The sequence below is a fragment of the Actinomadura sp. NTSP31 genome, from assembly GCF_041951385.1.
Lineage (GTDB): Bacteria > Actinomycetota > Actinomycetes > Streptosporangiales > Streptosporangiaceae > Spirillospora > Spirillospora napierensis.
Genome location: NZ_JBGNUT010000001.1, coordinates 219966 through 245171 on the forward strand (window position 1 = coordinate 219966; position 25206 = coordinate 245171).

General features: G+C 70.3%; 19 protein-coding genes. 7 read left to right on the forward strand and 12 right to left on the reverse strand.

Annotation, left to right across the window (positions count from 1 at the left end; all coding sequences use genetic code 11):
* Nucleotides 1–3 precede the first annotated feature (3 nt).
* Nucleotides 4–1113 carry a hypothetical protein gene (locus tag ACA514_RS00870; protein WP_375039003.1) on the reverse strand — a complete coding sequence of 370 codons (1110 nt, stop codon included), beginning with the start codon at nucleotides 1111–1113 and terminating at the stop codon, nucleotides 4–6.
* Between the two features lie 653 nt (nucleotides 1114–1766).
* Here ACA514_RS00870 and ACA514_RS00875 point away from each other — a divergent pair.
* Both ACA514_RS00875 and ACA514_RS00880 read left to right on the forward strand, forming a co-directional pair.
* Complete coding sequence (locus tag ACA514_RS00875; RefSeq protein WP_375039004.1) at nucleotides 1767–2789, forward strand: hypothetical protein; 1023 nt, start codon at nucleotides 1767–1769, stop codon at nucleotides 2787–2789.
* Nucleotides 2790–2918: 129 nt separating this feature from the next.
* On the forward strand, nucleotides 2919–3512 hold the full coding sequence (locus ACA514_RS00880) for a hypothetical protein (RefSeq protein WP_375039005.1): 594 nt from the start codon (nucleotides 2919–2921) through the stop codon (nucleotides 3510–3512).
* Between the two features lie 769 nt (nucleotides 3513–4281).
* On the opposite strand, the gene ACA514_RS00885 is transcribed toward ACA514_RS00880, so the two are convergent.
* Nucleotides 4282–4770, reverse strand: coding sequence for a hypothetical protein (locus ACA514_RS00885; protein ID WP_375039006.1), 489 nt, complete (start codon nucleotides 4768–4770; stop codon nucleotides 4282–4284).
* Nucleotides 4771–5479: 709 nt separating this feature from the next.
* On the reverse strand, nucleotides 5480–5899 hold the full coding sequence (locus ACA514_RS00890; RefSeq protein WP_375039007.1) for a hypothetical protein: 420 nt from the start codon (nucleotides 5897–5899) through the stop codon (nucleotides 5480–5482).
* A 352-nt stretch (nucleotides 5900–6251) separates the two neighbouring features.
* On the opposite strand from ACA514_RS00890, the gene ACA514_RS00895 reads away from it, so the two are divergent.
* Nucleotides 6252–8024, forward strand: a complete 1773-nt coding sequence (locus ACA514_RS00895; RefSeq protein ID WP_375039008.1) for a hypothetical protein — start codon at nucleotides 6252–6254, stop codon at nucleotides 8022–8024.
* Between the two features lie 1002 nt (nucleotides 8025–9026).
* On the opposite strand, the gene ACA514_RS00900 is transcribed toward ACA514_RS00895, so the two are convergent.
* Nucleotides 9027–9635, reverse strand: a complete 609-nt coding sequence (locus ACA514_RS00900; RefSeq protein WP_375039009.1) for a helix-turn-helix domain-containing protein — start codon at nucleotides 9633–9635, stop codon at nucleotides 9027–9029.
* A gap of 112 nt (nucleotides 9636–9747) precedes the next feature.
* On the opposite strand from ACA514_RS00900, the gene ACA514_RS00905 reads away from it, so the two are divergent.
* Nucleotides 9748–10566: an MBL fold metallo-hydrolase gene (locus ACA514_RS00905; RefSeq protein WP_375039010.1), complete on the forward strand. Its 819-nt coding sequence runs from the start codon at nucleotides 9748–9750 to the stop codon at nucleotides 10564–10566.
* Nucleotides 10567–10734: 168 nt separating this feature from the next.
* Here the strand turns inward: ACA514_RS00905 and ACA514_RS00910 are convergent, their stop codons facing one another.
* The 4 genes from ACA514_RS00910 to ACA514_RS00925 form a co-directional block, all read right to left on the reverse strand.
* Entirely contained in the window at nucleotides 10735–11415 is a 681-nt protein-coding gene (locus tag ACA514_RS00910) for an integrase core domain-containing protein (RefSeq protein ID WP_375039011.1), read from the reverse strand.
* A gap of 296 nt (nucleotides 11416–11711) precedes the next feature.
* Nucleotides 11712–12179, reverse strand: a complete 468-nt coding sequence (locus tag ACA514_RS00915; protein WP_375039012.1) for a PH domain-containing protein — start codon at nucleotides 12177–12179, stop codon at nucleotides 11712–11714.
* A 311-nt stretch (nucleotides 12180–12490) separates the two neighbouring features.
* Nucleotides 12491–13999 carry a serine/threonine-protein kinase gene (locus ACA514_RS00920; protein WP_375039013.1) on the reverse strand — a complete coding sequence of 503 codons (1509 nt, stop codon included), beginning with the start codon at nucleotides 13997–13999 and terminating at the stop codon, nucleotides 12491–12493.
* A gap of 7 nt (nucleotides 14000–14006) precedes the next feature.
* Nucleotides 14007–15575, reverse strand: a complete 1569-nt coding sequence (locus ACA514_RS00925; RefSeq protein WP_375039014.1) for a protein kinase — start codon at nucleotides 15573–15575, stop codon at nucleotides 14007–14009.
* A 298-nt stretch (nucleotides 15576–15873) separates the two neighbouring features.
* Between ACA514_RS00925 and ACA514_RS00930 the strand changes: the two genes are divergently transcribed.
* Nucleotides 15874–17688, forward strand: a complete 1815-nt coding sequence (locus ACA514_RS00930; protein ID WP_375039015.1) for a sensor histidine kinase — start codon at nucleotides 15874–15876, stop codon at nucleotides 17686–17688.
* Entirely contained in the window at nucleotides 17679–18341 is a 663-nt protein-coding gene (locus tag ACA514_RS00935) for a LuxR C-terminal-related transcriptional regulator (protein WP_375039016.1), read from the forward strand. The genes ACA514_RS00930 and ACA514_RS00935 overlap by 10 nt, the downstream gene beginning before the upstream one ends.
* A gap of 335 nt (nucleotides 18342–18676) precedes the next feature.
* Here ACA514_RS00935 and ACA514_RS00940 read toward each other — a convergent pair whose 3' ends face one another.
* From ACA514_RS00940 to ACA514_RS00955, 4 genes are all read right to left on the reverse strand, one after another.
* A complete protein-coding gene (locus tag ACA514_RS00940) occupies nucleotides 18677–18970 on the reverse strand; it encodes a hypothetical protein (protein WP_375039017.1) in 294 nt (97 codons plus the stop codon).
* Nucleotides 18971–19896: 926 nt separating this feature from the next.
* Nucleotides 19897–20847, reverse strand: coding sequence for a hypothetical protein (locus tag ACA514_RS00945; protein ID WP_375039018.1), 951 nt, complete (start codon nucleotides 20845–20847; stop codon nucleotides 19897–19899).
* Nucleotides 20848–20977: 130 nt separating this feature from the next.
* Nucleotides 20978–22855 carry an FAD-dependent oxidoreductase gene (locus ACA514_RS00950; protein WP_375039019.1) on the reverse strand — a complete coding sequence of 626 codons (1878 nt, stop codon included), beginning with the start codon at nucleotides 22853–22855 and terminating at the stop codon, nucleotides 20978–20980.
* Nucleotides 22856–22992: 137 nt separating this feature from the next.
* A complete protein-coding gene (locus tag ACA514_RS00955; RefSeq protein WP_375039020.1) occupies nucleotides 22993–23604 on the reverse strand; it encodes a TetR/AcrR family transcriptional regulator in 612 nt (203 codons plus the stop codon).
* A gap of 117 nt (nucleotides 23605–23721) precedes the next feature.
* On the opposite strand from ACA514_RS00955, the gene ACA514_RS00960 reads away from it, so the two are divergent.
* Complete coding sequence (locus tag ACA514_RS00960; RefSeq protein ID WP_375039021.1) at nucleotides 23722–25191, forward strand: flavin-containing monooxygenase; 1470 nt, start codon at nucleotides 23722–23724, stop codon at nucleotides 25189–25191.
* Nucleotides 25192–25206: the final 15 nt, after the last annotated feature.

Here is a 25206-nt window from a genome sequence, read left to right on the forward strand (position 1 = left end):
GGCTCAGCCATCGAAGCTGGTCCAAGGGATTCCGAGCTGCCCCAGCGGCCGGAGGACGCTGCGATGTACGGCACCGACCCACGCTGATGTGTTCCCGTGCCACTGGTCCGTCGTCTCGGCGATCACGCCGGGTGCGACGTAGAAGTGTGTGGAGTCGTTCGGCCATCGCAAGGGCTCCCACGGCACCGGCGTCAGCGCGGCCGTCAGCTTGTCGACGTGCTCGGCGGCCAGATCTGTACGCAAGGCCTTGTAGGGCGCGTTCATCATGGCCTCGTACAGGGCGAACTGGAGCAGGAAGCCGCTCATCGGCTGGTGCTCCCGGCGCAGTCCGTACCCATCCTGGTCGATCCATACCTCAGGGTCGGGGCGCGATGGATCGAACAGCCAGACGAACCCGCCCTGATTCTCATCTCCGAAAGCGATCAGACCGTCATGCCTCTCCCTCCACGCGTGGGGAGGCCGTAGGCGGTTCTGAACGCCGAGTAGCGCAGGCCGGTGGCGGGCCAGCCGATAGAACACGGCAAGCGGTTCGGGGACATCCCAGGGCGCTGCGACGGACTCCCCGAGGTCCTGGTAGGTCTCGGGGAGCCAGCCCTCGACGAACTGCGTCAGCGCTTCCAGCGGGCTCGCGGTCATATGCGCGAGCCAGTCCAGGTTCGGCAAGGTCTCTGGTTCGGAAGGCGGCCTGACCTGGTCCAGGAGTTCCAGGGTCAGTTCCGGCTCTATCGTCAGGGCGGCGTAGGTCAGACATCCATTCGCGTACCTGGCCTGCGCCGGCTTGCCGACCCCCAGGTACACGCAGCCTTCCGGCAGTCGGGTCAGCAGGTGAACCGGCCGCGCGTCCGAGCGCTGGGTCCAGCTCCAGTCAGGAGAGTCGGGGGGATGTCCGAACAGGCGGACGCCGACGTCGTCAACCAATGGTCCGTGTAGGTGGAACCGGCGGCCGTTCCAAACGCCGGTCACGTCCAGCCCGTCCCGCGGGTCCGCGATGATCACGGTTGCGGCCTCGCCCAGCATGACGGAGGCCCCGTCGGTCTCGCAGCCGATGACGTTGTCTCCGGCCAGGCTTATCGCAGCACCCTCGGTGAGCAGATCATTCGGGTTCACGGGCACGCAACGGACCCTACCGCCGTGCCCTGGGAAGCTTCCGGAGAGGTTCTGCCACGTGATCGAGCAGAGCGCGAGAGCGGAACAACCGGCCCTGCAGAAGGCGTGCTCGAATTGATGACGGATGCAGGGTCGTGTTCACGGATGAACGCGGCCAAGACTTCACGGATGGTGGCGCGGTCCCGTGGGGAGTCGGCAGCGATGCGCTGCACGTTTACGAGCTCTGTCAGCGGCCGCAACGGTGCCGAGCGGGCCTGAGTGACCGCTTCGGGAATCCCGAAGCGGCTCCCTGATTGGCTCCCGAAACTACGAAGAGGTCACCGGCAAACCGCTGAAGCCAACGGCAGGACGTGCTCTGACCTGCGGGAACTTGGGGTGGGCGATACTGGGTTCGAACCAGTGACCTCTTCGGTGTGAACACGACCGATCATGCCCAGAGATCAGGGCCTCCGACATAACCGCAGGCCAGATGCAGTCGTTCAGCGCAGCACAGCACGCCTCGAAGAAGATCGAGTCCCTTGTGATCTCCCACCATTAACACCTCGCATGCTGACGGCACACGCAGCGCTCAGTAGTGGCTCGTTAGTGGACTCTGCTCTACGGGGCGATTACGCCAGTAGACACTGGTGTTCTTTTGGAGTTCGTTGGATAGTGCTCGTATGAAACGTGTCCTCGCGGCCGCCGTCGCCACCGCCGCCGTCCTCGCGTCTCTTCCCGCCCCCGCCCTCGCGGCCGCCCCCGAACTGCGCACCGTCTCCCTGCCCTTCCTGTGGCCGACGGCCCGGCTCCACGACGTCACCGCCGACGGCACGGGGGGCGTCTGGATCGGCGGCGTGCAGGGCAAGTACTGCCTCCGCTGGGGCGACCTGTGCCCCGTCTACTACGACGGGAACCCGGTGGTGCGGCGCCGGGTGGGCTCATCGTGGCAGGAGTACCCGATCAGCGGCTGGACGGGCCAGGGCGAGATCACGCGCATCGTCTCGGGCGCGGGCGAGACCTGGATCGCCGGCACGAACTCGTACATGGCGCGCTTCGACGGCTCGGCGTTCCAGAAGGTCGCGGGCCCGACCGGCTCGGCCTCCGTGATCGCCACCGGCCCGGCGGGGACCTTCGCCGAAGCCTGGGTTTCGGATTCCGTGGAGCGGCTCTTCAAGCGCACCGGCGACACCTGGACCCCCGTCGACGTGCCCGGAGTCGACTCCGTCGCCGACCTCCAGGCGCTCACCGCGACCGACGCATGGGCGGTCGGCTACAAGGACGGCCTGCAGCAAGTGCCCGCCGTCGCGCACTTCGACGGCACGGTCTGGAAGAACGTCCCGCTGCCCCCGGTCACCGAGAACGACTGGTTCCGCAAGGTCGTCCCGGTCGCCGCGAACGACGTCTGGGGCATCACGGCCAAGCGATTGGCGCACTGGAACGGCACCGCGTGGACCTACATCGCGGCCCCGGCCGGGTACCCCGACCTCGGCGACCTGACCGTGGACGCGTCCGGGACTCCCTGGGTCGCGCCGGAGGCGTCCGCGCCGCCTGAAGACCCCCCGTACCGCTACAGCGGCGGCAAATGGGAGAAGGTGACGATCCCGGCCGGCACCGAGGTGTACGACCTGGCCGCCGTGCCCGGCGGCGTCTGGGGGGTCGGGAGGCAAGGAGACGACAACCCGGCGGCCCTCAACGGTTCTTAGCACTGGGACAGGCGGCGGCCGCTGAATGGGGCCGAGCAAGCCGCCCTGGTCGAGTGTTGGTGTCATGATCGCTTGATGGATGGTTCGTTTCAGCACCTTTGGACGCCTTCGGCGCATCCGGGTGCCGCCATGCTCAAGGACGTGGACACCGGGGAAGCCCTGATCGTGGCGCGGCCCCAACTTGAGCGCTTCCCTTCGATCGACGTCATCGATCTCATCGAGCATTTGGCGCATCTGTGGTGCTCTCCGGGCGGCAGGACGAGCGCCGCCCAAGGGCTGACGGAGTCCCTGGACAACGGGCAGCCCCTGTTCGTCCTCCACAGCCTCAACTGGGTGCACGTGATGTGGATTGTCGCCGTGGGGATGCGCACCAGGCGCTACCCGGTGGATGATCTGATCCGCCGCCTGCGGCTTCAACACCAGCCCGCGGATATGGACCATGCACTCGTTGAGGGCGCGACCGAACGGATCAAGATCGGGTTGCTGGGCGAGATGCGTGGCGATCCGAAAGCCCACGCCATCTTCGACCGTGAAGCAACCCTCCATCAGAAGGTGACTCGCGCCATCTTGCAGGTCTCCTTGGAATTGATGAATCAGACCCAGGAGATCATGCGTGACGCACTGGGATTTCGCCTGGAGAACTGCGCCATGAGCGTTGCCCGCAACACAACGTCGCTGTACTGCTCGTTACCGCCATTCCACTTCACGGACGAACCCGGTTGACCCACAGGAAGTGCGTACCTTGTCTCCAAGGTAGCGGGGGCGTCAATCCATTCGGTCATGCCGTGTCCGACGATGAGGCCGCCCCATCGGCTGCTCGACGGCCACCGCGCGGCACCTTCACTGCGCGCTGGACCTTGGACGACGGGGTGAGAGGCAGGTCATCGACGATGCGCCACCGACCGGGCACTTTGAAGTTGCTGAGGCGGGCACGGCAGTGCGTCGGGAGAGCCAGCAACTTCTCGGCGGCGTCGGGTCTGGAGAGGAGTGGTGCCCGCGTGTGCTTTCCCGGGATGGTGGCGCCGGAGGGCGAGCATGGCGTGAGGGTCTCGTCAGCCGAGATCTGCGCGGATGACTTGGTCCAGGTCGCCACGCTCACTACGGCGCAACGTTCGCCTTTCCGAACCGGGGTGTTTCCGTCGTAGGTGATCAGCAAGCGACGCGAGAAGCCGGGTCGGCGCAGGTGAGCGTAGTTCGTCCCTGCAGATCGTCTACCGAGATGCCGAGCAGTCGCCATGCGACGGGACGGGCGAGCACCAGCTCGTTGGCGGGCCCGCGACGGCGGGTGAGGACGTCCAAGATCAGGTGACGGACGGCATCCTCTGCACCTGGTCCCGCGATGGTATTCGTTGATCACCCCGGTGACGACGGGTCTTCACCGGATGGATCGCAGCTCGTTGAGTTCAGCCGCGGTGCTGATGGGCTGGCATTCGGCATCTGGAGGTCGTTGCCGGCGGGCTTGGTGCGGCCGGTGGCCGTTGTAGTGATCCAGCTACTCGCCGAGCACCATGGCCAGGTGCCGCTCCCCCAGGATCAACACCCGGTCCAGCAGTTCGCGACGAAGGGTTCCGACCACCCGTTCGCAGATGGCGTTCATCCGCGGCGTCCGCGGAAGGGTCCTGATGATCCGGACGCCTTCGGCTTTGAACACCTCATCGAAGGCGCCGGTGAAGACCGGGTCGCGGTCGTGGATGAGGAAGCGTAGCGTGCCGATACGGTCGGCCAGGTCCATGGCCAGGTTGCGGGCCTGCTGCACCGCCCACGCCCCCGCCGGGCAATCTGTCACCCCGCCCAGGTGCACTCTGCGGGTGCCGTGTTCGATGAACACCAGCACATACAGCCGCTTGAGCAGCACCGTCTCCACCACCAGGAAGTCACAGGCGATGATTCCGTGCGCTTGAGCGGCCAGGAACCGCCGCCAGGTCGGCCCGGCCCGACGAGGCGCGGGTCCGATAACGGCGGCGTGCAGGATCTCCCACACCCTCGACGCCGCAATCGCATACCCCCCAGAGGGGCCAACTCTCCCTGGATCCGCCGGTGCCCCACGCCGGGTTCTCCCGCGCCATCCGCAGGATCAGCGTTCTGACCGCGCACCCGTACGTGGCCGTCCTGGACGACGCCGGTCGGTGAAGGTCCACCTACCAGCGACGAAGTCACGGTGCCAACGCACGAGCGTCGCCGAGGTGACCGGAAAGAGCTCGTCCCACCGCCGGCGCGGGACCAGATGGGACAACACCGCAAACCAGAGCCGGTCGCCATGACCCCAGCGCGGACGACCTGCGACCTGACGGCGCAACACCTGGTCCTCATGACCCAGCACCAGCAACTCGACGTCCTAGGACAGATCAGACCGAACCAGCATCACCAACAGGCCGAGCAGGCTCCGGACCAACCGGTACAGCAGAGCCAACAACCCCCCGAGATGGTCGCAGCGACTCCTACGGCACCGCAGCAAATCCCAGCTCACAGCACGAAACCGAGTATCCGAGCGGCACACCTTCATCGAAACCTGAGAGTACTTACCATGCCGCAAACTGAACCAACACTGAAAGGCATCGCCAGCTTCTATCCATAACACCCAGAAAGGGACCACATGGTTAAGCCCGCCGGACACGAGGGGGCCTCCGGCCTCGCCCCTGCCGAAATCCTCGTCCGTATAGCGGTGGAGGCTGCGACCTTGACGCCGAGCACTAGCAGCTCACCGTGCACTCGCGGTAGCCCCAGCTCGGGTTCTCCCTCACCAGGCGAAGTACCAGCAGCCGGATGGAGCGGACGGTCGGTGGACGGCCCGGCCGCTCGGGTTCGGAGCGGGCAGCGTGCCGACCGGCAATCAGGTCACGGTGCCAGCGCAGCACCGTCTCCGGCCGCACCAGAAGCCGCATCCGGCGCAGTACACCGCGAGGCAACCGGTTCAGCAGCGCCGCCGGCAGTGCCCGGTCCGAAGCGGTGAACCGCACCCGCTTCCCGGCCAGCTGACGCTCCAACACGGCGACCTGATGCCGCAACACCGGAATCTCGGCTTCCTGCTCCCGATCAGTCATCGGGAGCAGGCGGAGGGCCGCGAAGGTGTTCGCCACGGTCAAGTAGGCCGATCGCAACAGCACAGCCACCGATCACCCCGCGCCAACCGCCTCGCCGCAGCCTGTCCCCGCGACCGAACAGGCCCCATGTCGGATCCCACGTCCTACACCTCCCACCTGCACGGACGTAGTTTTCGGCAGGCACAAGGCTGGTTCCGCCGTAGAGTCGTCCCGGCCCCATCTTCGAGCGGGTTTCGTCATGTTGTCACCCTGGATTTCCACCTCGTGCAGTCGGAGGCGATCCCCGGCGCCAGCCTGTCCGTCTACTACCTGACCATCCCCGAGGCCTAGACGCACCCCTCGCCCGGACTGGTGTCGGCCACGATCCCATGATCGGCACGCGTCGCGACCGTATCTCCCGCTCTGTCTAGGATGGCCCGGCATGGACAAGGTCATTGACTTCGGTCTGTTCGCTGGGCGGCTGGCCGGGGCGGCGGATCGGGGACGCTGGGTTCTGCTCCGGGAGGTGCAGCGCGAGCTGGGGTACGAGGAACCCGGCGGGGAGCCCCTGATCACCAGGCAGGGCGAAGCTCCCGGCTTCGAGCCGGGAGCCGATGTGCCGGCCGCGCTGGTCGAGTGGTGGGATTGGCACGGCAACTCCTTCGCCTACCGGCCGAGGCTCTATTGGACGCATCCGCACTGGCCGCCCTCGGCCCCGGACACGTTCGAGCAGCCGTCCGATGACGAGATCCGCGTGATCATGTCCGAGTACCACTACGTCCACCAGTGGGGCTACTTCGTCTCCGAAGCGGAGCAATGGCCCGACCCGCCGGTGTGGGTCAACACCTCCGACGGCTGGGTCGTGCAGAGCGATTCGATCTCGGAGTTCTTCCTTCAGCTCGCGGTGGAGCGGCTCCCGGCGCACTTCTGGTGGACCATGCGTGTCGAACGCGAACACGTCGATGCCGCCATGGTCGACAGGCTCCGCGCCAACTACCAGGAGATGGGGCTGCCTCCCTGGCAGGAGATGGCCACCGACGCCCTCTCCTACGGCGGCCCCGAGGTCATCGTCCGCCACGGAAGGGGCCCCGGGGCCGACTACGCGCTCGTGGTGCACGCACGGACCCGCGACGGCCTCCTCCAAGCGCTCGGCACCCTGGGCGTGGAGTGGACCGAGAAGGACATCCAGTCTCCCGGGGAGACACCCACCCCGGTCGAGGACCTGCCTGCGTTCGCCCCTGCCGCCGATCCCCGCTGGGAGGTCGGATCGACCTCGGCCGCTCTCGCGATTCCCGCCATCCCGCAGGTCAGCGGGCCGGAGGCGCTGGCGAACCACACCGCGTTGGCCGCCGACCGCGACGCGACGGTCGTGGTGGCCGGAGACGCCGGCGGCGACGTGCACTTCTGGACGGTCGACGGTTCCCGCTCCGGCTCCCGGCACCTGCACCACGCTCCGGTCACCGCCGTCACCCCCCACCGGTCCGGCACCGGCGTGCTCCTGTGGAGTGGAGACGCCGACGGCGTGCTCCGGTACTGGACCGGAAGCGACGTCGTGGCGCGCGTCCCCTTCGCGCGCCGCCGTACCCCGGTCACCGCGCTCGCCTCGGCCGTGTTGGAGACCGGCCCGGCCGTCGCCGTGGCCTGGCGCGAGGGGCTCGTCACGATCTGGGACGTGCACACCGAAGCTCGCGCCGACCTGCGCCTGGGAACCGGCATCGAAACGCTCGCCCTGCGCGCTGACGCAGCCCTCCATGTCACCACCGAACACGGCACCACCGAGCTTCGCCTCGATGTGAACGCCCTGTGGCCCGACCGGGACTTCTTTCGGCGCGTGCACGAGGTCGAGTGGGGTGACCTCCGGACCAACCACGGTCCGGGATACGAGGTCCCCGACCTCCTCACCACCTTGGCGACCGACGACGAGGACGCTGCACAGAAGGCCGTCAAACGCCTCTACGAACTGCTGGTGTCAAAGCACGCCGAGAACACCGCGGCCGCCGCCGCGGTGCCCTTCCTGGCGGAACGCATGCTGGTGCCAACCAACCGGGCCCACAACACGCTGCTCCTGCTCATCGCCGACATCGCCAACGGCCCGGGGGCCGAGCGGGACGCGGTGATCGGCGCCCTGCCCTCCCTGCGGCACTTCACCGACGAGGAACATCCTGGCAACATCCGCTGGGCCGCCAACGAGCTCATCACGATCTGCGAGTCCTAAGCGGGCAGCCCTGCCCTGGACGGCGCGGCTAGAAGACTGCTGAAGATCTTGCGAGGGGCTGTCCGGCCGTGGGCCGGACGGCTCTTTGTAGTTATGTGCCGGCTGGGGAGAGGTGCCAGGTGTGGTTGGTTCGGGTGAGTCCGAGGTTGATGAGTCGGCGGAGGTTGAAGGCACACTCGTGCCTCCGGACGGAGCATCTCCATCACCCACCGAACGATCAAGAACGATCGCCGGCGCCGGCGCAGGGTTCGTTCGGGCATTCGCGGCCTCGACCAACCACGAACCCGCACGAGCCCACTACCAGCGACGCCGCAACCGAGGCGATCGACACTCAGCCGCTCTCCGGCACTTGTTCGACCGAATGCTCGGCCAGCTCTTCCACTGTCTCCAAACCAGCCAGACCTACGACTCCAGCACGGCCTTCACCTCCGCTCTCATGACTGAGCTTCCCCCCGTTCCACGGACACTCGATCTGAGTTGACCGTGAGCACGGCATCATCGACGCTCTGACGGACCGGGCGATCGCCTGCTACGCCGACAAGGGGGCGTCGACGCCGGCGGCGCGGTCGGTACCTCCTACAAGTGCAAGAAGCATCGCAAGCCGGGGAACGCAGGAAGCTGTTCAACCGGCACCACGCCAAGGGCCGCGCCTTGGGCGAGCGAGGCGCCGCTGCGCTCAAGGGATGGCACATCTCGCGGAATGCCCGCTGCTCACCCGGCCGCATAACCGCCCACTTCGATCCGGGCCCGGTGCGCGCGGCGACCTGCAAGTGTTCCCCGGCCCCTGGCTCGAGCACTACAACACCACCCGCCGCCACTCCGCACTCGGCAGCGGCCACCCGTCACCCGTCACCCGACTGTCACCGAGATCATGATCGAGTGCAGCCAGCACGGCGCCGGACTCACGGTGTTCTTCGAAGCCGGCTCGCGAGCAGCGCCGACGGATCCCCCGGAATCCGCCTTCGCCCCGCAAGCCCGCGTCAGCCCGCAACCCGCGGTCGATCAGGTTCTGCGCGAGATCACCATGATGTATTCGCAAGGGGCGTTCGTTCGGTTGGCGAAGCCGTGGTCCGCATCGGCCTGGAAGAACAGGGAGTCGCCTGTGTTCAGGGTCTGGCTGATCCCGCCGATCGCGACGGTGAGGGTGCCTTCGAGCACCACGAGTTGCTTCTCCGTACCGGGCGGATACGCGGGCAGCAGCCCGGTGGAGACCTGCGCGGGCAGGTAGTGGACGATCATCTCGGCTCCTCCCGCGCCCGGGGCCGCTGACACCATGTGCCGCTCGAAGCCGGTTTCCGGGTCACGGAAAACCGGACGATCGTTCTTGCGCATGACAACGGCAACACCGGACGCGGCGGCGGCCGGCGCGCCGATCAGGTCCGAGAGCGGCGCGCCGAGCGCGTGGGCGATCCTGGACGCGACGCCGATCGTCGGGCTCTTCTCGCCGCGTTCGACCTTGGACAGCATCGCCCGGCTGACCGACGACCGCGTGGACAATTGCTCCAGCGTCAGGCCCGCCTCCTCACGGCGTCGCCGCACGTTACCGCCGAACGCGCCGGCCAGGTCGTCCCCGTGCCATGGTTCGGCCGCGTCTCCGTCTTGTTCGACCACCGTGCTCCTCGATCGATGGGTACCTCGCAGCCCACAGTGTAGGGTTTCTCCTAAAGAAGACGTACTCTTCTATCGGAGACGCACGCTGTGCGCCCAACATGATGGAGGTTCCATGCGTTTGATCTCGAGTGGCCGGCACCATGCCACGTTCGAGTTCGGCGATCTGCAGGTGATCTCGCTGCGAGACGGGTACATCGACATGCCGCCGACTCGGCTCCGCGACGAGGACGGGCGCACGCTCGATGAGCTGCCGGCCACCGTCCCGCTGGCCGGCGACAACCTGCGGCTGTCGGTCAACGCCTTCTTCGTCACCGACGGCACACGGTCGCTCCTCATCGACACCGGCGCGTCCAACGCCTGGCACGACCCCACCATGGGACTGATCTACGACGCGCTCGACGAAGCGGGAATCGACCGCGCGCATATCACCGACGTGGCCATCACCCACAGGCACGAAGACCATGTGAGCGGCCTGATCGCACCGGACGGTTCAGAGGCGTTCACGAAACTCGAGAGCGTGTGGATCGGCGCGGGCGACACCTCGGTGTTCACCGGGCGGCTCGAGCCGATCCGCGACCGGGTCGTCCCCGTGTCGGAAAGGGTTGCGATCAACGACTGGACCACCGCGATCCCGACACCGGGCCACACGCCCGGTCACACCGTCTACGACGTCAGGAGCGGCACCGGCCACCTTCTCGTCTGGGGCGACACCGTTCACGTCCCCACGCTCCAATTCGATCAGCCGAACGTGTCCTGGGAACTCGACGGCGACCAGCCCCAGGCCCGCGCCGCGCGAGCGGCGCTCCTCGAACAACTGTCCCGACCGCACCACTTCGTGGCCGGCGCCCACCTCGACTCACCCGGCATCGCCCGCGTAACGCCCTCCGGCGACGGTTACGCGCTGGAATACCTCGCACCACCGATCGGCTGATCAGCCTGTCAGGCTCCGGACTTCGCCATACCCCCAGGCCATCAACTGCTGTAGGGGGCAATGAGCCATACCGACACGGCCGGACTTCCCAGACCCCGCCCTACTCGACGGGCCCCTGCCCCTGCCGAAAACCTCATCCGTGCAAGTCAAGCGGCGTGTTCATACCTATTAAGGAGCCCCGCCCAGACGCTGCGTTCTTCGGACGTTCAGGTGGGCGATCTCGTCGGCATCGGCGATCGGTGGAGGCAGCGGCTTCAACGGGCGAGCGTTGGCGATGCCCTGGTGGGGCCGGTGCTGGTTGGAGAAGGTCTCGAACTTGCGGAGGGCGTGGAGCAGGTGCCGCTGGTTCCAGATCAACGTGCGGCTCAGGAGTTCGCGGCGGCAGGTCTGCACCCACCGCTCCATCACCGAGTTCATCCTCGGCAACCGCACACCGGTCAGCACCACCCGGATACCCGCATCGGCAAAGACGGCGTCGAACAAGTCGGGGAACTTGGCGTCCCGGTCGCGGATCAATAACCGTGCCCGGCAGCCGGCGTCCTCCAGGTCCATGACCAGGTTCCGCGCCGACTGGGTCAACCACGCCGCGTTCGGGTGGGCGGTGGCGCCCAGAACCCGGACACGGCGGGTGTGATGCTCGATGACCGCAAGCACGTACACGCGGGCACCGGTGAGGGGCACGGTCTCCAGGAAGTCACACGCCGGCAGCGCCCCGGCCTGGGAACTCAGGAACCCGGCCCAGGAGGTGACGGAACGCTCAGGCGCCGGATCGACGCCGGCGTCGTTGAGGATCTCCCCCACGGTAGAGGCCGCGACCTTGACGCCGAGCACCAGCAACTCGCCGTGCACCCGCCGATAGCCCCAGCCCGGGGTTCTCCCGCACCAAGCGCAGTACCGCTCCGGCGGCACTGTCGCTGATCACCACGACGTTCGCCGAGGGGCCGCGCCGCAACCGGGCGCTCGGCGTGTACGCGCTGGCCGGAACGACCGGCTACAGCTGTCGGTCCGGCATCAGGGACCGGTCGGCGCTGGTGGCCCCATCACCGTGCTCCCCCGCCCAGCGAAGGCGTTCAGAGCGCTCCCGGATCGTCAGCGAGAGGCGGCCGGTGCGGGCCGGAGCGCGATGCTCGGTGGTACGCCAGGTTTCAGCCGCGGAACTCGGTCAGGCGCGCATGGAGCCTCGCCAGGCCGGACGGGGTACAGGGCGGAGGTGTGGAGTGGCGCTCGCCGGCGGCCGGAGGCGCGAAGAGTCCGACCGGATAAAAGAAGACCCGGCGTTCGGCATCGGCGGTACGCAGGTACACCTCCCAGTAGCGCAGCGATACGTGCAGGGAGATCTCGGTGACGTCGTCCCAGGCGTAGCGCCAGCGGCGCAGCGCACCCACGACCGTGACGCCGTGGTCGTCGACGATGGCGCGGCTGCGCAGTGCGGCCACGGCCGTCACGAGGGCCGCGGCGACGACGGCGAGAAGGATGATCGCGCCGAGCGTCTCCAGATACGGCAGACCTCGGAGCAGTGCCCGCACCAGCAGGCCGGCACCGACGGCCAGGAACACCGCCAGCACTGCCATGATCAACAGATAGCGGTAACAGCGCACGGTACGTCGTTCCATGCGGCAGATGTCTAGCAGCCTGGGGAGCGGTCACACGAACCCGAGCCCTGACCGGGGGCCCAGAACCCGGCCAGGAGCACCGCCCGCCCGCCCGCGCAGCGCCTCATCCGCGTGGCCGCGCTCACCCTCCCCGAGATGCTTTTCGCGATCGGCTCCGGCGCAGTCGCCCGGTCTCCGGCCGTGACAGGAGGACCCGGCCCCGCCACCCCGGAAATCCCCCGGGCCGCGCGAGTCCCCATCACCACGCCCAGCGACCACACAAGGCCACCTCAGATCTCCGACGAATGGCTCAGTTGTTTACGGGATCTTGGCTATTTGCACGAATAGGTGAAGGCTGTGGACTTCCGCGTGCCCGGGGCGTCGAGCAGCATCACCGTGGCGGTAAACCGGTGCTTTCCGGGGCCGCTGATCCGCCAGTAAAGATGCACCGTGGTCGTCTTCGTTCCCCGTTCGACGGAGCTCTCCATCCGCGGACCGGGTTGGTCTTGGTCGCTGCGCTTCCACCGGTAGGCGAGATCCCCGGGCGCGCCGTTGGTGGCGAAGGTCGCGGTCACATCGACGTTGGCGCCGCATCCGTACTTGGCCTTGTCCGTCCGGACCGAGACGTCCTCCACCCGTAGCGGTGTCCCGCCCCGCACGAGCAGGAGGGCCAGCAGGGCGGCGACGATGAGCGCGCTCGTGACGGCGCCGAGCACCCCGCGGGAGACGCGGGACGCGCGCCGGCGCCGGCGCATCCGCTCAGGTGTCCACCCGTCCCACTCCTCCGGGACGGCCCCGTCGCCGCCGTCGGGCCGTGTACCGGCCGTCCGGTGCCGTTCGTCCGGCGGCGCGGTGAGGGCATGCCGGGCGGATGCCGGATCGGGTGGAGGCAGGCTCGGCCCGGGTGCCCGCGGAGGTGTGAAGGCGCCGGTGGTGAGGTCGGTCCTCGTCCGCTCGGGGACGGGGTCGCCGCCGGACGGGACGCGGGCCGCCGTCTCGGACCTCGCCATCTCAGCCGCCGTCACGCCGAGCAGTTCCAGGATCCGTGCCGGAGCGGGCCGGGACCCGGCGTCCTTGGCCAGCGCCGCCGCGACGGTCGCGCGCAGCGTTCCGGTAAGGCCCGAGAGGTCGGGCTCGCCGTTCAGGATCGCCGCGGCCATCTCGGTCAGCGTCCGCCCGCCGAACGGGCGCCGTCCCGTCGCGGCGAACACCATCACGGTGCCCCACGCGAACACATCCGACGCCGGGACGGGCCGTCCCCGCAACTGCTCCGGGGCCATGTAGGCGGGGGTGCCGAGGACCTGGTCGTCACCGGTCATCCGGGTCTCGTCGACCGCCTTGGCGATGCCGAAGTCGATGACGCGCGGCCCGAACCGCGACAGCAGCACGTTCCCCGGCTTCAGGTCGCGGTGGACGACGCCGCACCCATGGATGCTGGCCAGGGCCGCCGCCATCGTCACGCCGAGCTGCTCGAGTTCGGCGCCGCGCAGCGGCCCGGACGCGCGGACCGCCTCCTTGAGCGTCGGGGCGTCGATGTACTCGGTGACGAGGTAGGGCGCGGGGGCGTCCGGGTCGGCGTCCAGAACCTCGGCGGTGCAGAACCGGGGGACGCGCATCGCGTTCCTCGCCTCGCGCCGGAACCGGGCCCGGAACTGCGGCTGGCCCGCCAACTCCGGCCGGATCACCTTGATCGCGACGAGCCGACCGTCGCGCCCGCGCCCGACCAGGACGCTGCCCATGCCGCCCTCGCCGAGGAAACCGGCCACCTCGTAAGCGCCGATCCACCGGGGGTCGGCGGGCCGGGGCGGGCGCACCCGGGCGGGAAGGGGTCGTGTGTCCATCGCGTGATCAGCCCGGCTCGCCGGAGTCCGCCGGGACGCCCGCCCGCGGGTTGACGGCACCGGAGCCGGGGGCGGCGCTCGGGGTGATGGTCCGCGCGGGAACGGCGGGTCCCGGCCGGACCGGGACGGCCACGATCGGTCCGTCGGTTCCCGGGCCGGACTCGTCGTCCGTGCCGGGCCGGGGCTCGGTCGGCCCCGGTCGCGGCTCCACCGGTCCCGGCTCCACCGGTCCCGGCTCGTCCGGTCCCGGCTCGTCCGGTCCCGGCTCGTCCGGTCCCGGCCTGGGATGGGACGTCTTCGTGCCGGGGGCCGTCGGCGTCGTCGTGGTGGGCGGCGTGCTGGGCGGTGTCGTGGAGGGGCCCGGCGCGGGAGTGCCCCCGCCCGCCGGCGTCGTCCCGGGCGTGCCGCTCGGCGCGGGTGCGCGCATTCCGCTCGGCGCGGGCCCCGGCGCGCCGGGGCCCTGCGGCGCCGTGGGCGTGGCCGTCCCGCCGGCCGAACCGCCCCCTCCGGCGGGTGGACGGTGCCCGGTCGCGGGCGTGGTCGCCCATGTCGACGCCGCCGGGCCGGCACGGTGCCCGTTCCGGGCGAGGAGAAGCCCCACGGCGATCACCAGGACGGCCGCGGCCGCGAGCGCCGCGGTGAGCGCCCTACGGACCCGGCGCCCACGTCCCGGCCGGAGCGCCGTCCGCGCGAGCACGGTCTCGGCCAGGCTCACCGAGCCGGACGGCGCGGCGGCCCGCTCCCGCAGCAGCGCGACGGCCAGCGCGGCGAGCGCGAGTCGGCCGCGCCGCTCCCAGCCCGAGCCGTACGCCTTCCCCGCGACGGCGTCCAGGACGGCGACGAACTCGGCCGCGCTCTGCGGACGGCGGCCCGGATCCTTGGCCATGCCCTGTTCGACGAGCCGGTGCAGCGGCTCGGGTACATCCTCCAGCGGCACCGGGTCGGCGCTGTGCTGCGCCATCAGCGCGAGCGGCCCGTCCCCTCCGAACGGCGGGCGCCCGGTGACGCACTCGTAGAAGACGCAGGTCGCCGCGTACACGTCGGTGGCGGGCGAGGCGGGCTCCCCGGCCCACTGCTCCGGCGCCATGTACGCCGGAGTGCCCGCCCTCGACCGCGTCCCCGCCGGCGTCGCCACACCGAAGTCGATGAGCTTGCTCGCGCCGTCGGCCTGCACGATCACGTTGGACGGCTTGTAGTCGCGGTGCACCACGCCCGCCGCGTGCGCGGCGGCGAGCCCGAGCAGCGAGCCCCTCAGCACCAGCAGGGCGGCCTCGGGCGGCAGCGCGCCGTTGCGCGCCAGGACCGCCGCCAGCGGATGCCCCGGCACGGCCTCCATCACCAGCGCCACGCCGCCGGCGCCCTCGACCAGTTCGTACAGGCGCGCGACGTGCGGATCGTCCACTCCGGCGAGGATCCGCGCCTCTCGCTGCGACGGGACCCGTCCCGCCCCCGCCCGCACATACTTGATCGCCACGCAAGGGCCGCGGTCGCCGCGCTGGGCCAGCACCACCCGTCCTTGGGCGCCGGTACCGAGTTCACCGATCTCGGTGAATCCTTTGAGCCGCCAGTGGTTCATATCCTCGCCCCCTGAATCAGTTTTCGGGCACCGAGGTGCCGATATCGGTCACACACCGGCCGTTCGCCATAGCGGACGGTTAGGATGGCGCCCGATCGGTCTCTTCCGAGGTGCCCCCGTGACCCCGAAAAGGAGCGTGGAATGATCCACGCGACACCGTTGCCGCGCCCCTCCCGCCAGCCCGCCCGCCCGCATGCTCCGGTAATGGTGAAGACAATTCGGATTCGCGCATCGGGACATTCCTCCGCACGTCGGCCGGTTTCTCCGAGGATGGCGGATCCGACGGGCGTCCCGCCTCATGGAAAACCCTGAGATCCGCGCGCCCGCGCCCGGCCGGGCGCGGGCGGCGGCCGCGGCGGGGTTCGCGCTGGTGGCCTTCGACGGCTGGCTCGCGGCCACCCGCGGCGGCCACGGCGCGGTCTTCTACCTCAAAGAGCTCGCGCAGGTCGCCGGCTGGCTGACCGCGGGAATCCTGGTCACCGTCATCCGGCCGCGGTCCCCGATGGGCGCCCTGATGGCGCTGCTCGGGCTGCTGCTCGCGACCGACGCTCCCGCCTCCTTCGCGCTGGCCTCCCCCGGCCCCGCCCTGCGCGTCGCCCTCACAGTCGCGATGCTCCTCACCGCGCTTCAGCTGCCGCTGGGCGCGCACGTCTTCCTCGCCTACCCGTCCGGGCGCTTCACCGACCGGGCGGGGCGGGCCGTCATCACGGCCGGATACGCGTTCGGGGCGGTGTCGGTGCTCCTGCTGGTCGTCTTCGGCCCCGCCCCGCCCGAGGGCCGGTGCAAGGACATCTGCGCGCCGCTCAGCCTGGCCGGGTCCGCGACTTCCGCCCGCCTCACCGAGCAGGGGCTCGCGCTGGGGACGGCGGCGCTGGTGCTCATCGGCGCGTCGGTGCCGGTGCGCCGCTTCGTCCGGGCGGGCGACCGCGAACGGCGGCTGCTGGCCTTCCCCACCGCCGCGATGATCACGGCCGCGGTGCTGTGGGGGGCGGTCAACCTGCTCGGCACGGTGCGGTCGCCCCCGTCCGGCGCCATCGAGACCGTCCTGGCGGCCGCCCAGTTCACCTCGCTGCTGGCCGCTCCCGCCGCGTTCTTCCTCGGGCTGCTGCGCGAGCGGCTGGACGAGGCCCGGGTGTCCGACCTGGTCCGCAACATCGCGGTGATGCCCGCCGCCCGGCTGCACACCGCGCTCGCCGCCGCGCTCGGCGACCCGCAACTCCAGGTCGCCTACCCCGTCGCGGGCGGCTGGGTGGACGGCCGCGGCGCGCCGGTGCGGCTGCCGGAGGCACCCGACCCCCGGCGGCTGACCATGGTGGGTCCGCCGGAACGCCCCGTCGCCGTCCTGCTGCACGACCCGACGCTGCGCGACGAGCCGCGCCTGCTGGACGCCGTGAGCGCCGCCGCGCGCCTCGCGCTCGACAACGCGCGGCTGGAGGCGGAGGTGCGGGCGCGGCTCGTAGAGGTGCGCGCGTCCCGGGCCCGGCTCGTCATGGCCGGGGACGAGGCGCGCCGCCGCATCGAGCGGGACCTGCACGACGGCGCGCAGGCGCGGATGCTCGGGATCGGCCGCACGCTCCGTGACCTGCGCGAGAGCCTGCGCGGCGCTCCCGCGGCCGACGGCACCCTGGCGCTGCTCGGGCGCGCCGAGGACGAGCTGCGCGAGGCGCTCCGCGAGCTGCGCGACCTGGCCCGCGGCGTCCACCCCGCCGTGCTGACCGCCCGTGGGCTCGGCCCGGCGCTGGAACGGCTCGCGATGCGCAGCGCGCTGCCGGTCAGGCTCGGCGTCCCCGACCTGCCCCGGTTCGACCCGACCCTGGAGGCCACCGTGTACTTCGTGGTCGGCGAGGCGCTGGCCAACGCGGCCCGGCACGCCCGTGCCACCGGCGCCGAGGTCGACGTGGAAGCCGGCGGCGGACGGCTGCGCATCCGGATCGCCGATGACGGCGCAGGCGGCGCGGTCCCCGCGTCCGGCCTGGTCGGGCTCGCCGACCGGGTCGCGGCCCTCGACGGCACGCTCACCCTGGACAGCCCGCCGGGGCGGGGCACCGTGCTCACCGCCGACCTGCCGGTCGCCCCCGCGCTGCCCGCCGGACCGGACCGGTCATGCGGCTGATCGTCGCGGAGGACGCGCTGCTGGAGCGCGAGGGGCTGGTCAGCGTGCTGTCCGGACTCGGGCACGAGGTGGCGGCCGCGGCGGTCCGCGCCGAGCAGGTCCCCGGGCTGGTCGCCCGGCACCTCCCGGACGCGGCGATCCTGGACGTCCGGCTGCCGCCCACGTACACCGACGAGGGGCTGCGGCTCGCCGCGCACATCCGCGGCCGCCACACCCGCACGGCGGTGCTCGTCCTGTCCAAGTACGTCGAGACGTCCTACGCGGCCGAGCTGCTGCGCACCGGCGGGTCCGGCGTCGGCTACCTGCTGAAGGACCGGCTGTTCGAGCCGGCGATGCTCGGCGACGCCCTGGACCGCCTGGCCGCCGGCGAGGCCGCCGTCGACCCGGAGGTCGTCGCCGAGCTGGTCGCCCCCGGCCCCGGTCCGGACCCGCTCGCCGCGCTGACGCCGCGCGAGCGGGACGTGCTCACGCTGATGGCGCAGGGCCTGTCCGACCGCGGCATCGCCGAACGCCTCGTCATCACCGAGAAGACGGTCGGCTCGCATGCCCGCGGCATCTTCGGCAAACTCCGCATCAGCGCCGCCCCCACCAGCAACCGCCGGGTCAGCGCCGTGCTCGCCTATCTCACCGCCCGGCGCATCGGCCGGGGCTGAGGCCGGCTCGGGAGCCATGGCCGCCGCGGTCTCCGGCAGGGACGACCGTCCGCACCCGGCGGCCTGGACGGGTCGGTGCCCGGGCGGCGGCCGGGAATGGCTCAACGCGGCTCGCCGGTGATGATCCACAGGTGGCCGAACGTGTGCCGCTCGACTATTGAGTTATGCGGCTTGAGTTGGGGTTATGCGGCATGGTGGTATTCGTTGATAACACCCGTGACGACGGGTCTTCGCCGGATGGATCTCAGGTCGTTTGCTTCAGCCGCGGTCCTGGCGGGCTGGCATTCGGCATCTGGAGGTCGTTGCCGGCGGGCTTGGTGGGGCCGGTGGCCGTTTTAGTGGGTCAGGTACTCGCCGAGCACCAGGGCCAGGTGCCACTCCCCCAGGATCAACACCCGATCCAGCAGTTCACGGCTGCACCGCCCACGCCCCGTCGGGCAATCTGTCACCCCGCCCAGGTGCACTCTGCGGGTGCCGTGCTCGATGAACACCAGCACACAGAGCCGCTTGAGCAGCACCGTCACCCACCACCAGGAAGTCGCAAGCGATGATTCCGTGCGCTTGAGCGGCCAGGAACCGCCGCCAGGTCGGCTCCGCCCGACGCGGTACCGGATCGACGCCGGCTGCATGCAGGATCTCCCACACCGCGGAAGCCGCAATCGTGCAGCCGAGACGGGCCAACTCGCCTTGGATCCGCCGGCGCCCCCACGCCGGGTTCTCCCGCGCCATCCGCAAGATCAGCGTTCTGATCGACACACCTGTGCAGGGGCGACCTGGACGACGCCGGTCAGTGAAAGTCCACTAACGGGCGACGAGGTCACGGTGCCAGCGCAGGACCGTCGCGGGAACAACCGGAAAGAGTTCGGCCCACCGCCGGCGCGGCACCAGATGGGACACGCCGCAAACCAGAGCCGGTCGCCATGACCCCAACGCGGCCGACCCGCGACCTGACGGCGCAACACCTGGTCCTCATGACGCACCACCAGCAACTCGACATCCTTGGACAGACCAGACCGAACCAGCATCACCAACACGCCGAGCAGGCTCCAGACCAACCGGCACAGCACAGCCAACAACACCCCGAGATCGTCGCAGCGACTCCCACGGCCCCACAGCAAAATCCCAGCTCACAGCATCAAACCGAGTATCCGAGCGGTACACGGTGAGCGGCAGGTCAGGCGGTCCTTGCGCTCGTGCGGGCATGGACATGTGCTCGCTCACGTGCATGGCGGTGCCGGCGGTGAGCGTCCAGGTGGAGTCCGCTGAGGATGCCGGGAGGAAGGAGTCGCCGCGGGAAGGCGGCTTGGCGGTGTGCCTCGACGGTGATGACCGCGACGGTGCGCCGGAGCGGCCAGTCCGCGCGTGCTGCGGCTTTGCGCAACTCCCGGGACTGACGGCGCGGCCTGAGGACCAGCTCGATCAGGCGTCGGCGGTCTGGTCCGCCCTGGGCGGTGGCGCGCGCCGCCGCTGACAGGTGGCCGGCAGCCGCGACCTGCCGGAGCCGGTCGGTGTAGGCCGAACCGTGGAGCGGGCGGGGGCGGTGATTGCGGCGTGGTCATCGGGTGATGGGCAGGTTCTGGATTCGGGTGCGGGCCGCCGCCCGTTCGTGGTGCGGAACTGCGGCGATGGCCAGCACCAGCAGCATGAGCGCCGCCGCGATCTCGGCGGTGGCCCCGTCCGGCCACGGCTCGCGGAGGAGAAGGGTGCCGACGAGCAGGAGGTACGTCTTGGCGGTCGCGGTGGCGACCAGCCCGATGATCACCAGCCGGCCGCGCTGGAGGGCGATCTGGAGCTGGCCGAGGGCGAGCGGCGCGGTGACCGTGAACAGGGCCGGGTAGGCGGCGGCGGCCGGTGTGAACGGGTGCCCGAGCCGCGCGGCGGCGCCCTTCAGCATCAGTTCGGCGGTGCCGGTGAGCAGGCCGACGTCGATGGCGAGCGCGACGCCTGTCAGCGGGCGGGCGTGCGCGCCCTTGCGGGTGAGGTCGGCGACGAGGAAACCGGCGCACGGAACCAGCAGCGACAGCGCCGCGACGGTCCCGAGCAGCCACGGCGGGACGGCGGTGCCCACGGCGCCGGACGCCGTGACCGTCGAGGTGAGCACCACCGCCCCGCCGTGGCGGCCGTTTCCGGGCGGGCCGTCCGCCGCGTCCGCGAACAGCGCGGTCGCGGCGGCGAGGACCAGCACGCAGCCCCATTCACGGAGCGTGAGCCGCTCGCCCATGACCGGCACGGCCAGGACGATCAGCAGGCCGATCCCGGCGAGGAGCATCGGCTGCGCTTTCACCAGCGTGAGGCCGGTGAGGGACGCGGCCTGGACGCACGCGCCCACCGCGACGACGGTTCCGCCGGCGAGCCAGGTCCGGTCGGTGAGCAGCGTGCGGGCGAGGTGGACGGGGCGGTCTCCGGCGAGCGGCGGCATGGCGGTGGCGGCGATCTTCAGGAAGGTGAGGCCGGTGAAGTAGATGCCGGTGGAGAGGACGGCGAGGGCCTGGTACTGCGCTTGCACGGCAGAGCCTTCCGTGCCGCCCGCGGCCCGGCCGGTCGGCGCGCTGGACCGGGCCGCGGGCGGCGGCTCAAGGGGGGGTGGGTATCCGATGGACCTCGGGTGTTACGGCTTCGGCGTTGCGGTTTGGGCGTTACGGCTTGGCCGGGTCGTAGAGGTCGAAGGCGTTCGGCTGGCCGGCCTTGTAGCGCCGGTCGTCGTCGTCGTAGAAGCCCTTGAACTCGTTGGGCAGGTAGAGGTTGAAGAGCTTGGCGGGGGTGCCGCCGGCGCCGGAGGCGTCCAGGATGGCGTTGGCGGCCTTGCGGCCGGCGGTGTTGGCGCCCTCCATGGTGGCGAGGTTGATGTCGGCGCGGACGTAGTCGGAGGCGAGGAACAGGTTCGGCAGCCCGGTGGTGGCCTCGGGCCGGTAGTTCCACGAGCCCGGCTTGTTGATCATGAGCGGCTCGTCGTTGGCGACCTGGGAGGTGCCGTTGCCGGTGATGGCGGGGTCGATGTAGTAGGAGTGGATGTTGGCGTCGTTGAGCACGACCCCGCCCCACGGGATCGCGCGGCGCAACTGCTCCTTGACCTCGTTGAAGATCTGGTCGGAGGTGCACTCGCGGGCCGTCTTGTTGTAGAGGACGCCCTTGGTGTCCCAGGAGGACAGGTCGATCGACAGGCACTCGTTGACCTCGCCGTTGCCGTAGGTCGTGCCGAACTTCTTCTTCCAGAACTGGGCCTGGCTGATGGAGGTGAGCGCCCACGGCTGCCCGGCGTAGGCGACGTGCCCCTTGGCCAGGTCGATCGGCTGCCGCAGGTAGATCATGATGCCGTTCATCCAGTCGGTCGTGATCTGCGACAGGTTCTTCAGGTTCGGGTCGGCGGCGAGGATCTGGTCGTTGAGCAGCGGGACGGCGCGCTCGACGGGGACCGCGAGGACGTAGTGGTCGGCGTCCACGCCCGTGGTGCCGCCGCTGCCGGTGATCTGCGCGCCGCTGATCCTCTTGTCGGTGACGTCGAGGCGGGTGAGCGTGGCGTCGGACTGGAACTTGACGCCGAGGGACTTGAGGTAGGCCACCCAGGGGTCGATGAGCGCCTCGTTCGTGGGGGCGTTGAGGAGCCGGTCGGGGGCCTTGTAGCCACCGAGGCCGAGGGTGCTGTAGACCCACGCCTCGGCCATCAGCCCCATGGTGTGCGCGTTGGCCTTGTCGGGCTTGGCCGCCACCAGGGTGCCGGTGAACAGCTGCACCAGCATCTCGTTGTAGGGCTTGTCCATCTTCTCCGCGTGCACCATCTCGGAGAAGCTCATGTTCTCCCACTGGTTGTAGCGGCGCAGCGGACCGCTGGTGACGAACGCGATCATCTTCTGCAGGAAGTAGCCGACCTCCCACGCCTGGACGGTGCCGAGCAGGTTGATCCCGGTGGACAGGAAGGCCAGAAGCGAGTCGGGGCTGAGCGTGCCCTCGATGGTGCCGCGGGCGGGCAGGACGAGCTTGGTGCCGTTGTAGAACGCGGCGACCTCGGTGCCGGCGACCAGGTTGTCGAAGGCCTTCCCGCCGCCGGGCAGCGGGATCCGGCTCATCGTGTCGGGGAGGTTCTGGTAGAAGCCGGGGAAGAACCGGAACCCGTGCTCGGCCGGCAGGTCCTGGCGGCCCCCGCCGCCGGTGTTCGGGACGGGCATGCTGCGGCACTTGCCGCCCCAGGCCTTCCGCTCGTAGATCGTGACGTCGAACCCGCGCTCGGCCAGCTCGTGGGCGGCGGACAGGCCTCCCATCCCGCCGCCGAAGATCGCGACCCGGCGTCCGGCCTGGGCGGCGCGCCCGGTGCGGGGAGCCCGGCGCGCGGCCGGGGTCGCGGCCTGGGCGCGTCCGGTGCCGAGGGCCCCGGCGGCGGCGATCGCACCGGCGGCGGCGATGGCGCCGGTGACGAACTGGCGGCGGTCGAGCCCGCCGGTGCCCGGCTGCCCGTCCCGTGCCGGCCCGGTCGACGCGGTCGGGGATGACGCGTTCTGCGATGGAGTCGTGTCCTCCACGGCGCACTCCTTGGGGGTGGCGTGCTAACCGACACTGACGTCGGTTGCGGATGGCCCCTCACTATGAACACGCCGCCGTACGGCGTCAACCCCTTCGGGCGATCCCGGTCTACGTGGGGACGTGGTGGCGGGCAGCCTCACTCGGCACGTCCAAGGCCGCTCCACAGCAGCCGCGTCACCCCTTCGACCAGCGTGGATCTGGGCATCTCGGGATGGCGCTCCCAGCACTGCGCCACCCCGTCCAGGCCGGCGATGATGAACTCCACCATCGCCTCGGCGATCGGCTCGCGCGGGTCGACGCCCAGCGCGCGCATGTCCTCGGCGAGCAGGGCCGTAGCCGCGCGTGCGCGGGACTCGCGGATGCCCTGCCGGACGGTCCGGATCTCCGCGTCGTCCTCGTCGGCGTGGTCGAACAGCAGTCTGCGGCCGGCGGATCCCGTTTCGGTGAAGCTGAAATACGCATCGATCGTGGACCGCAACCGGACCTCGGCCGGACCGGCTCCGGTGATGCGGGCGCCGACGTGGCGCATCAGCGCCGTGTTCTGCTCCTGCATGACGGCCAGCAGCAGGCTGCGTTTGGAAGGGAAGTGGTCGTACAGCACCGTCCGCGCGACACCTGCTTGAACTGCGATTTCGCTCAATGAGGCACCGTGATAGCCCTTCTTGGCGAAGACCTCGAGCGCCGCCGCGGTGATGACCGCCCGGCGCGCGGGCCCCCGCATCCGCGTTCTGGGCGGTTTCTCGTCCATCGTCTTGACTCCCTTTGCCGGTGCGGTCACCCTAACCGACATGAGTGTCGGAAAACTGTGGGCGGCGGGAGCACCCCGTCCCGGGGCGAGCGGCCTCGCCTGGCCGGGGAGATGCGCATGACGCGCCGCAAGGTCTCGATCGCCATCGTCGGCAGCGGATTCAGCGGGATCGGCCTGGCCATCGCCCTGAAAAGGGCCGGCTTCACCGACATCACCGTCTTCGACAAGGCCGACGGCCCCGGCGGCGTCTGGCGCGACAACACCTACCCCGGCGCCGCCTGCGACGCCCCGTCCCACCTGTACTCCTACTCCTTCGAACCCAAGCCCGACTGGACGCGCCGGTTCGCCGAGCAACCCGAGATCCTCGCCTACCTCCGGCACTGCGCCGCCAAGTACGGCCTCATGCCGTACTTCCGGTTCCGCACCACGGTCACCGACGCGCAGTTCCAGACCGCGACCGGGCGATGGCGACTGCACACCAGCGACGGCGAGACCCACGACTACGACCTGCTCGTCGCGGCATGCGGGCAGTTGTCCAACCCGGCCGTGCCGCCCCTGCCCGGCCAGGACCGGTTCGGCGGGACGATGTTCCACTCCGCGCGCTGGAACCCCGGCCACGAACTGGCGGGCAGACGCATCGCCGTGGTGGGCAACGGCGCCAGCGCCGTCCAGTTCGTCCCGCTGATCGCGCCCGCCGCCGAGCGGCTGACGGTCTTCCAGGTCGAGGTGCACTGGATCAGCCGCAAACCCGACCGCCTCTACCCGCGCTGGCGGCACGCCCTCAACCGGCGCGTCCCCGTGGTGCAGAAGCTGTCGCGGCTGGGCATCTTCCTGTGGTTCGAGCTCGTCCTCAACCCCGCGCTGATCTCCCCGCGCGGACGCCGCGTCCTGTCGGCCCCCATCCGCCTGCTGTGCCGGTACGCCCTGCGTTCGGTCCGCGATCCCCGGCTCCGGCGCCGCCTCACTCCGCGCTACGAGCCCGGCTGCAAGCGCATCCTCACCTCAAGCGAGTACTACCCGACGCTCAACCGCCCCAACGTCGCCGTGGTGGACGACCCCATCACCGAACTCACCAGGCACGGCGCCCGGACCGCCAACGGCGACCACCACACCTTCGACACCCTCATCTGGGCCACCGGGTTCCGCTCCCAGGACTTCGTCGCCCCCATGCGCGTCATCGGCACCCACGGCACCGAACTCAACGCCGCCTGGAAGGACGGAGCCCGCGCCTACCTCGGCCTCGCCGTCACCGGCTTCCCCAACTTCTTCCTCATGTACGGCCCGAACACCAACGTCGGGTCCGGATCGGTCGTCCACATGCTCGAAAGCCAGGCGGCCTACATCGTGCAGGCCGCCCGCCTGCTCGCCGGCGGCGTCACCTCCATGGAGGTCCGTGCGGACGTCCTGGACCGCTTCGACGCCGCCGCCCAGCAGCGCCTGTCCACCTCCGTCTGGAACCAGGGCGGCTGCGACAGCTGGTACCTGGACGCCGACCACCGCAACACCAACAACTGGCCCGGTTCCATGACCGGCTACCGCCGCCGCACCCGCCGCCTCGACCCCGCCGACTACCACCTCGAACACTGACCGGAAGGCGAACCC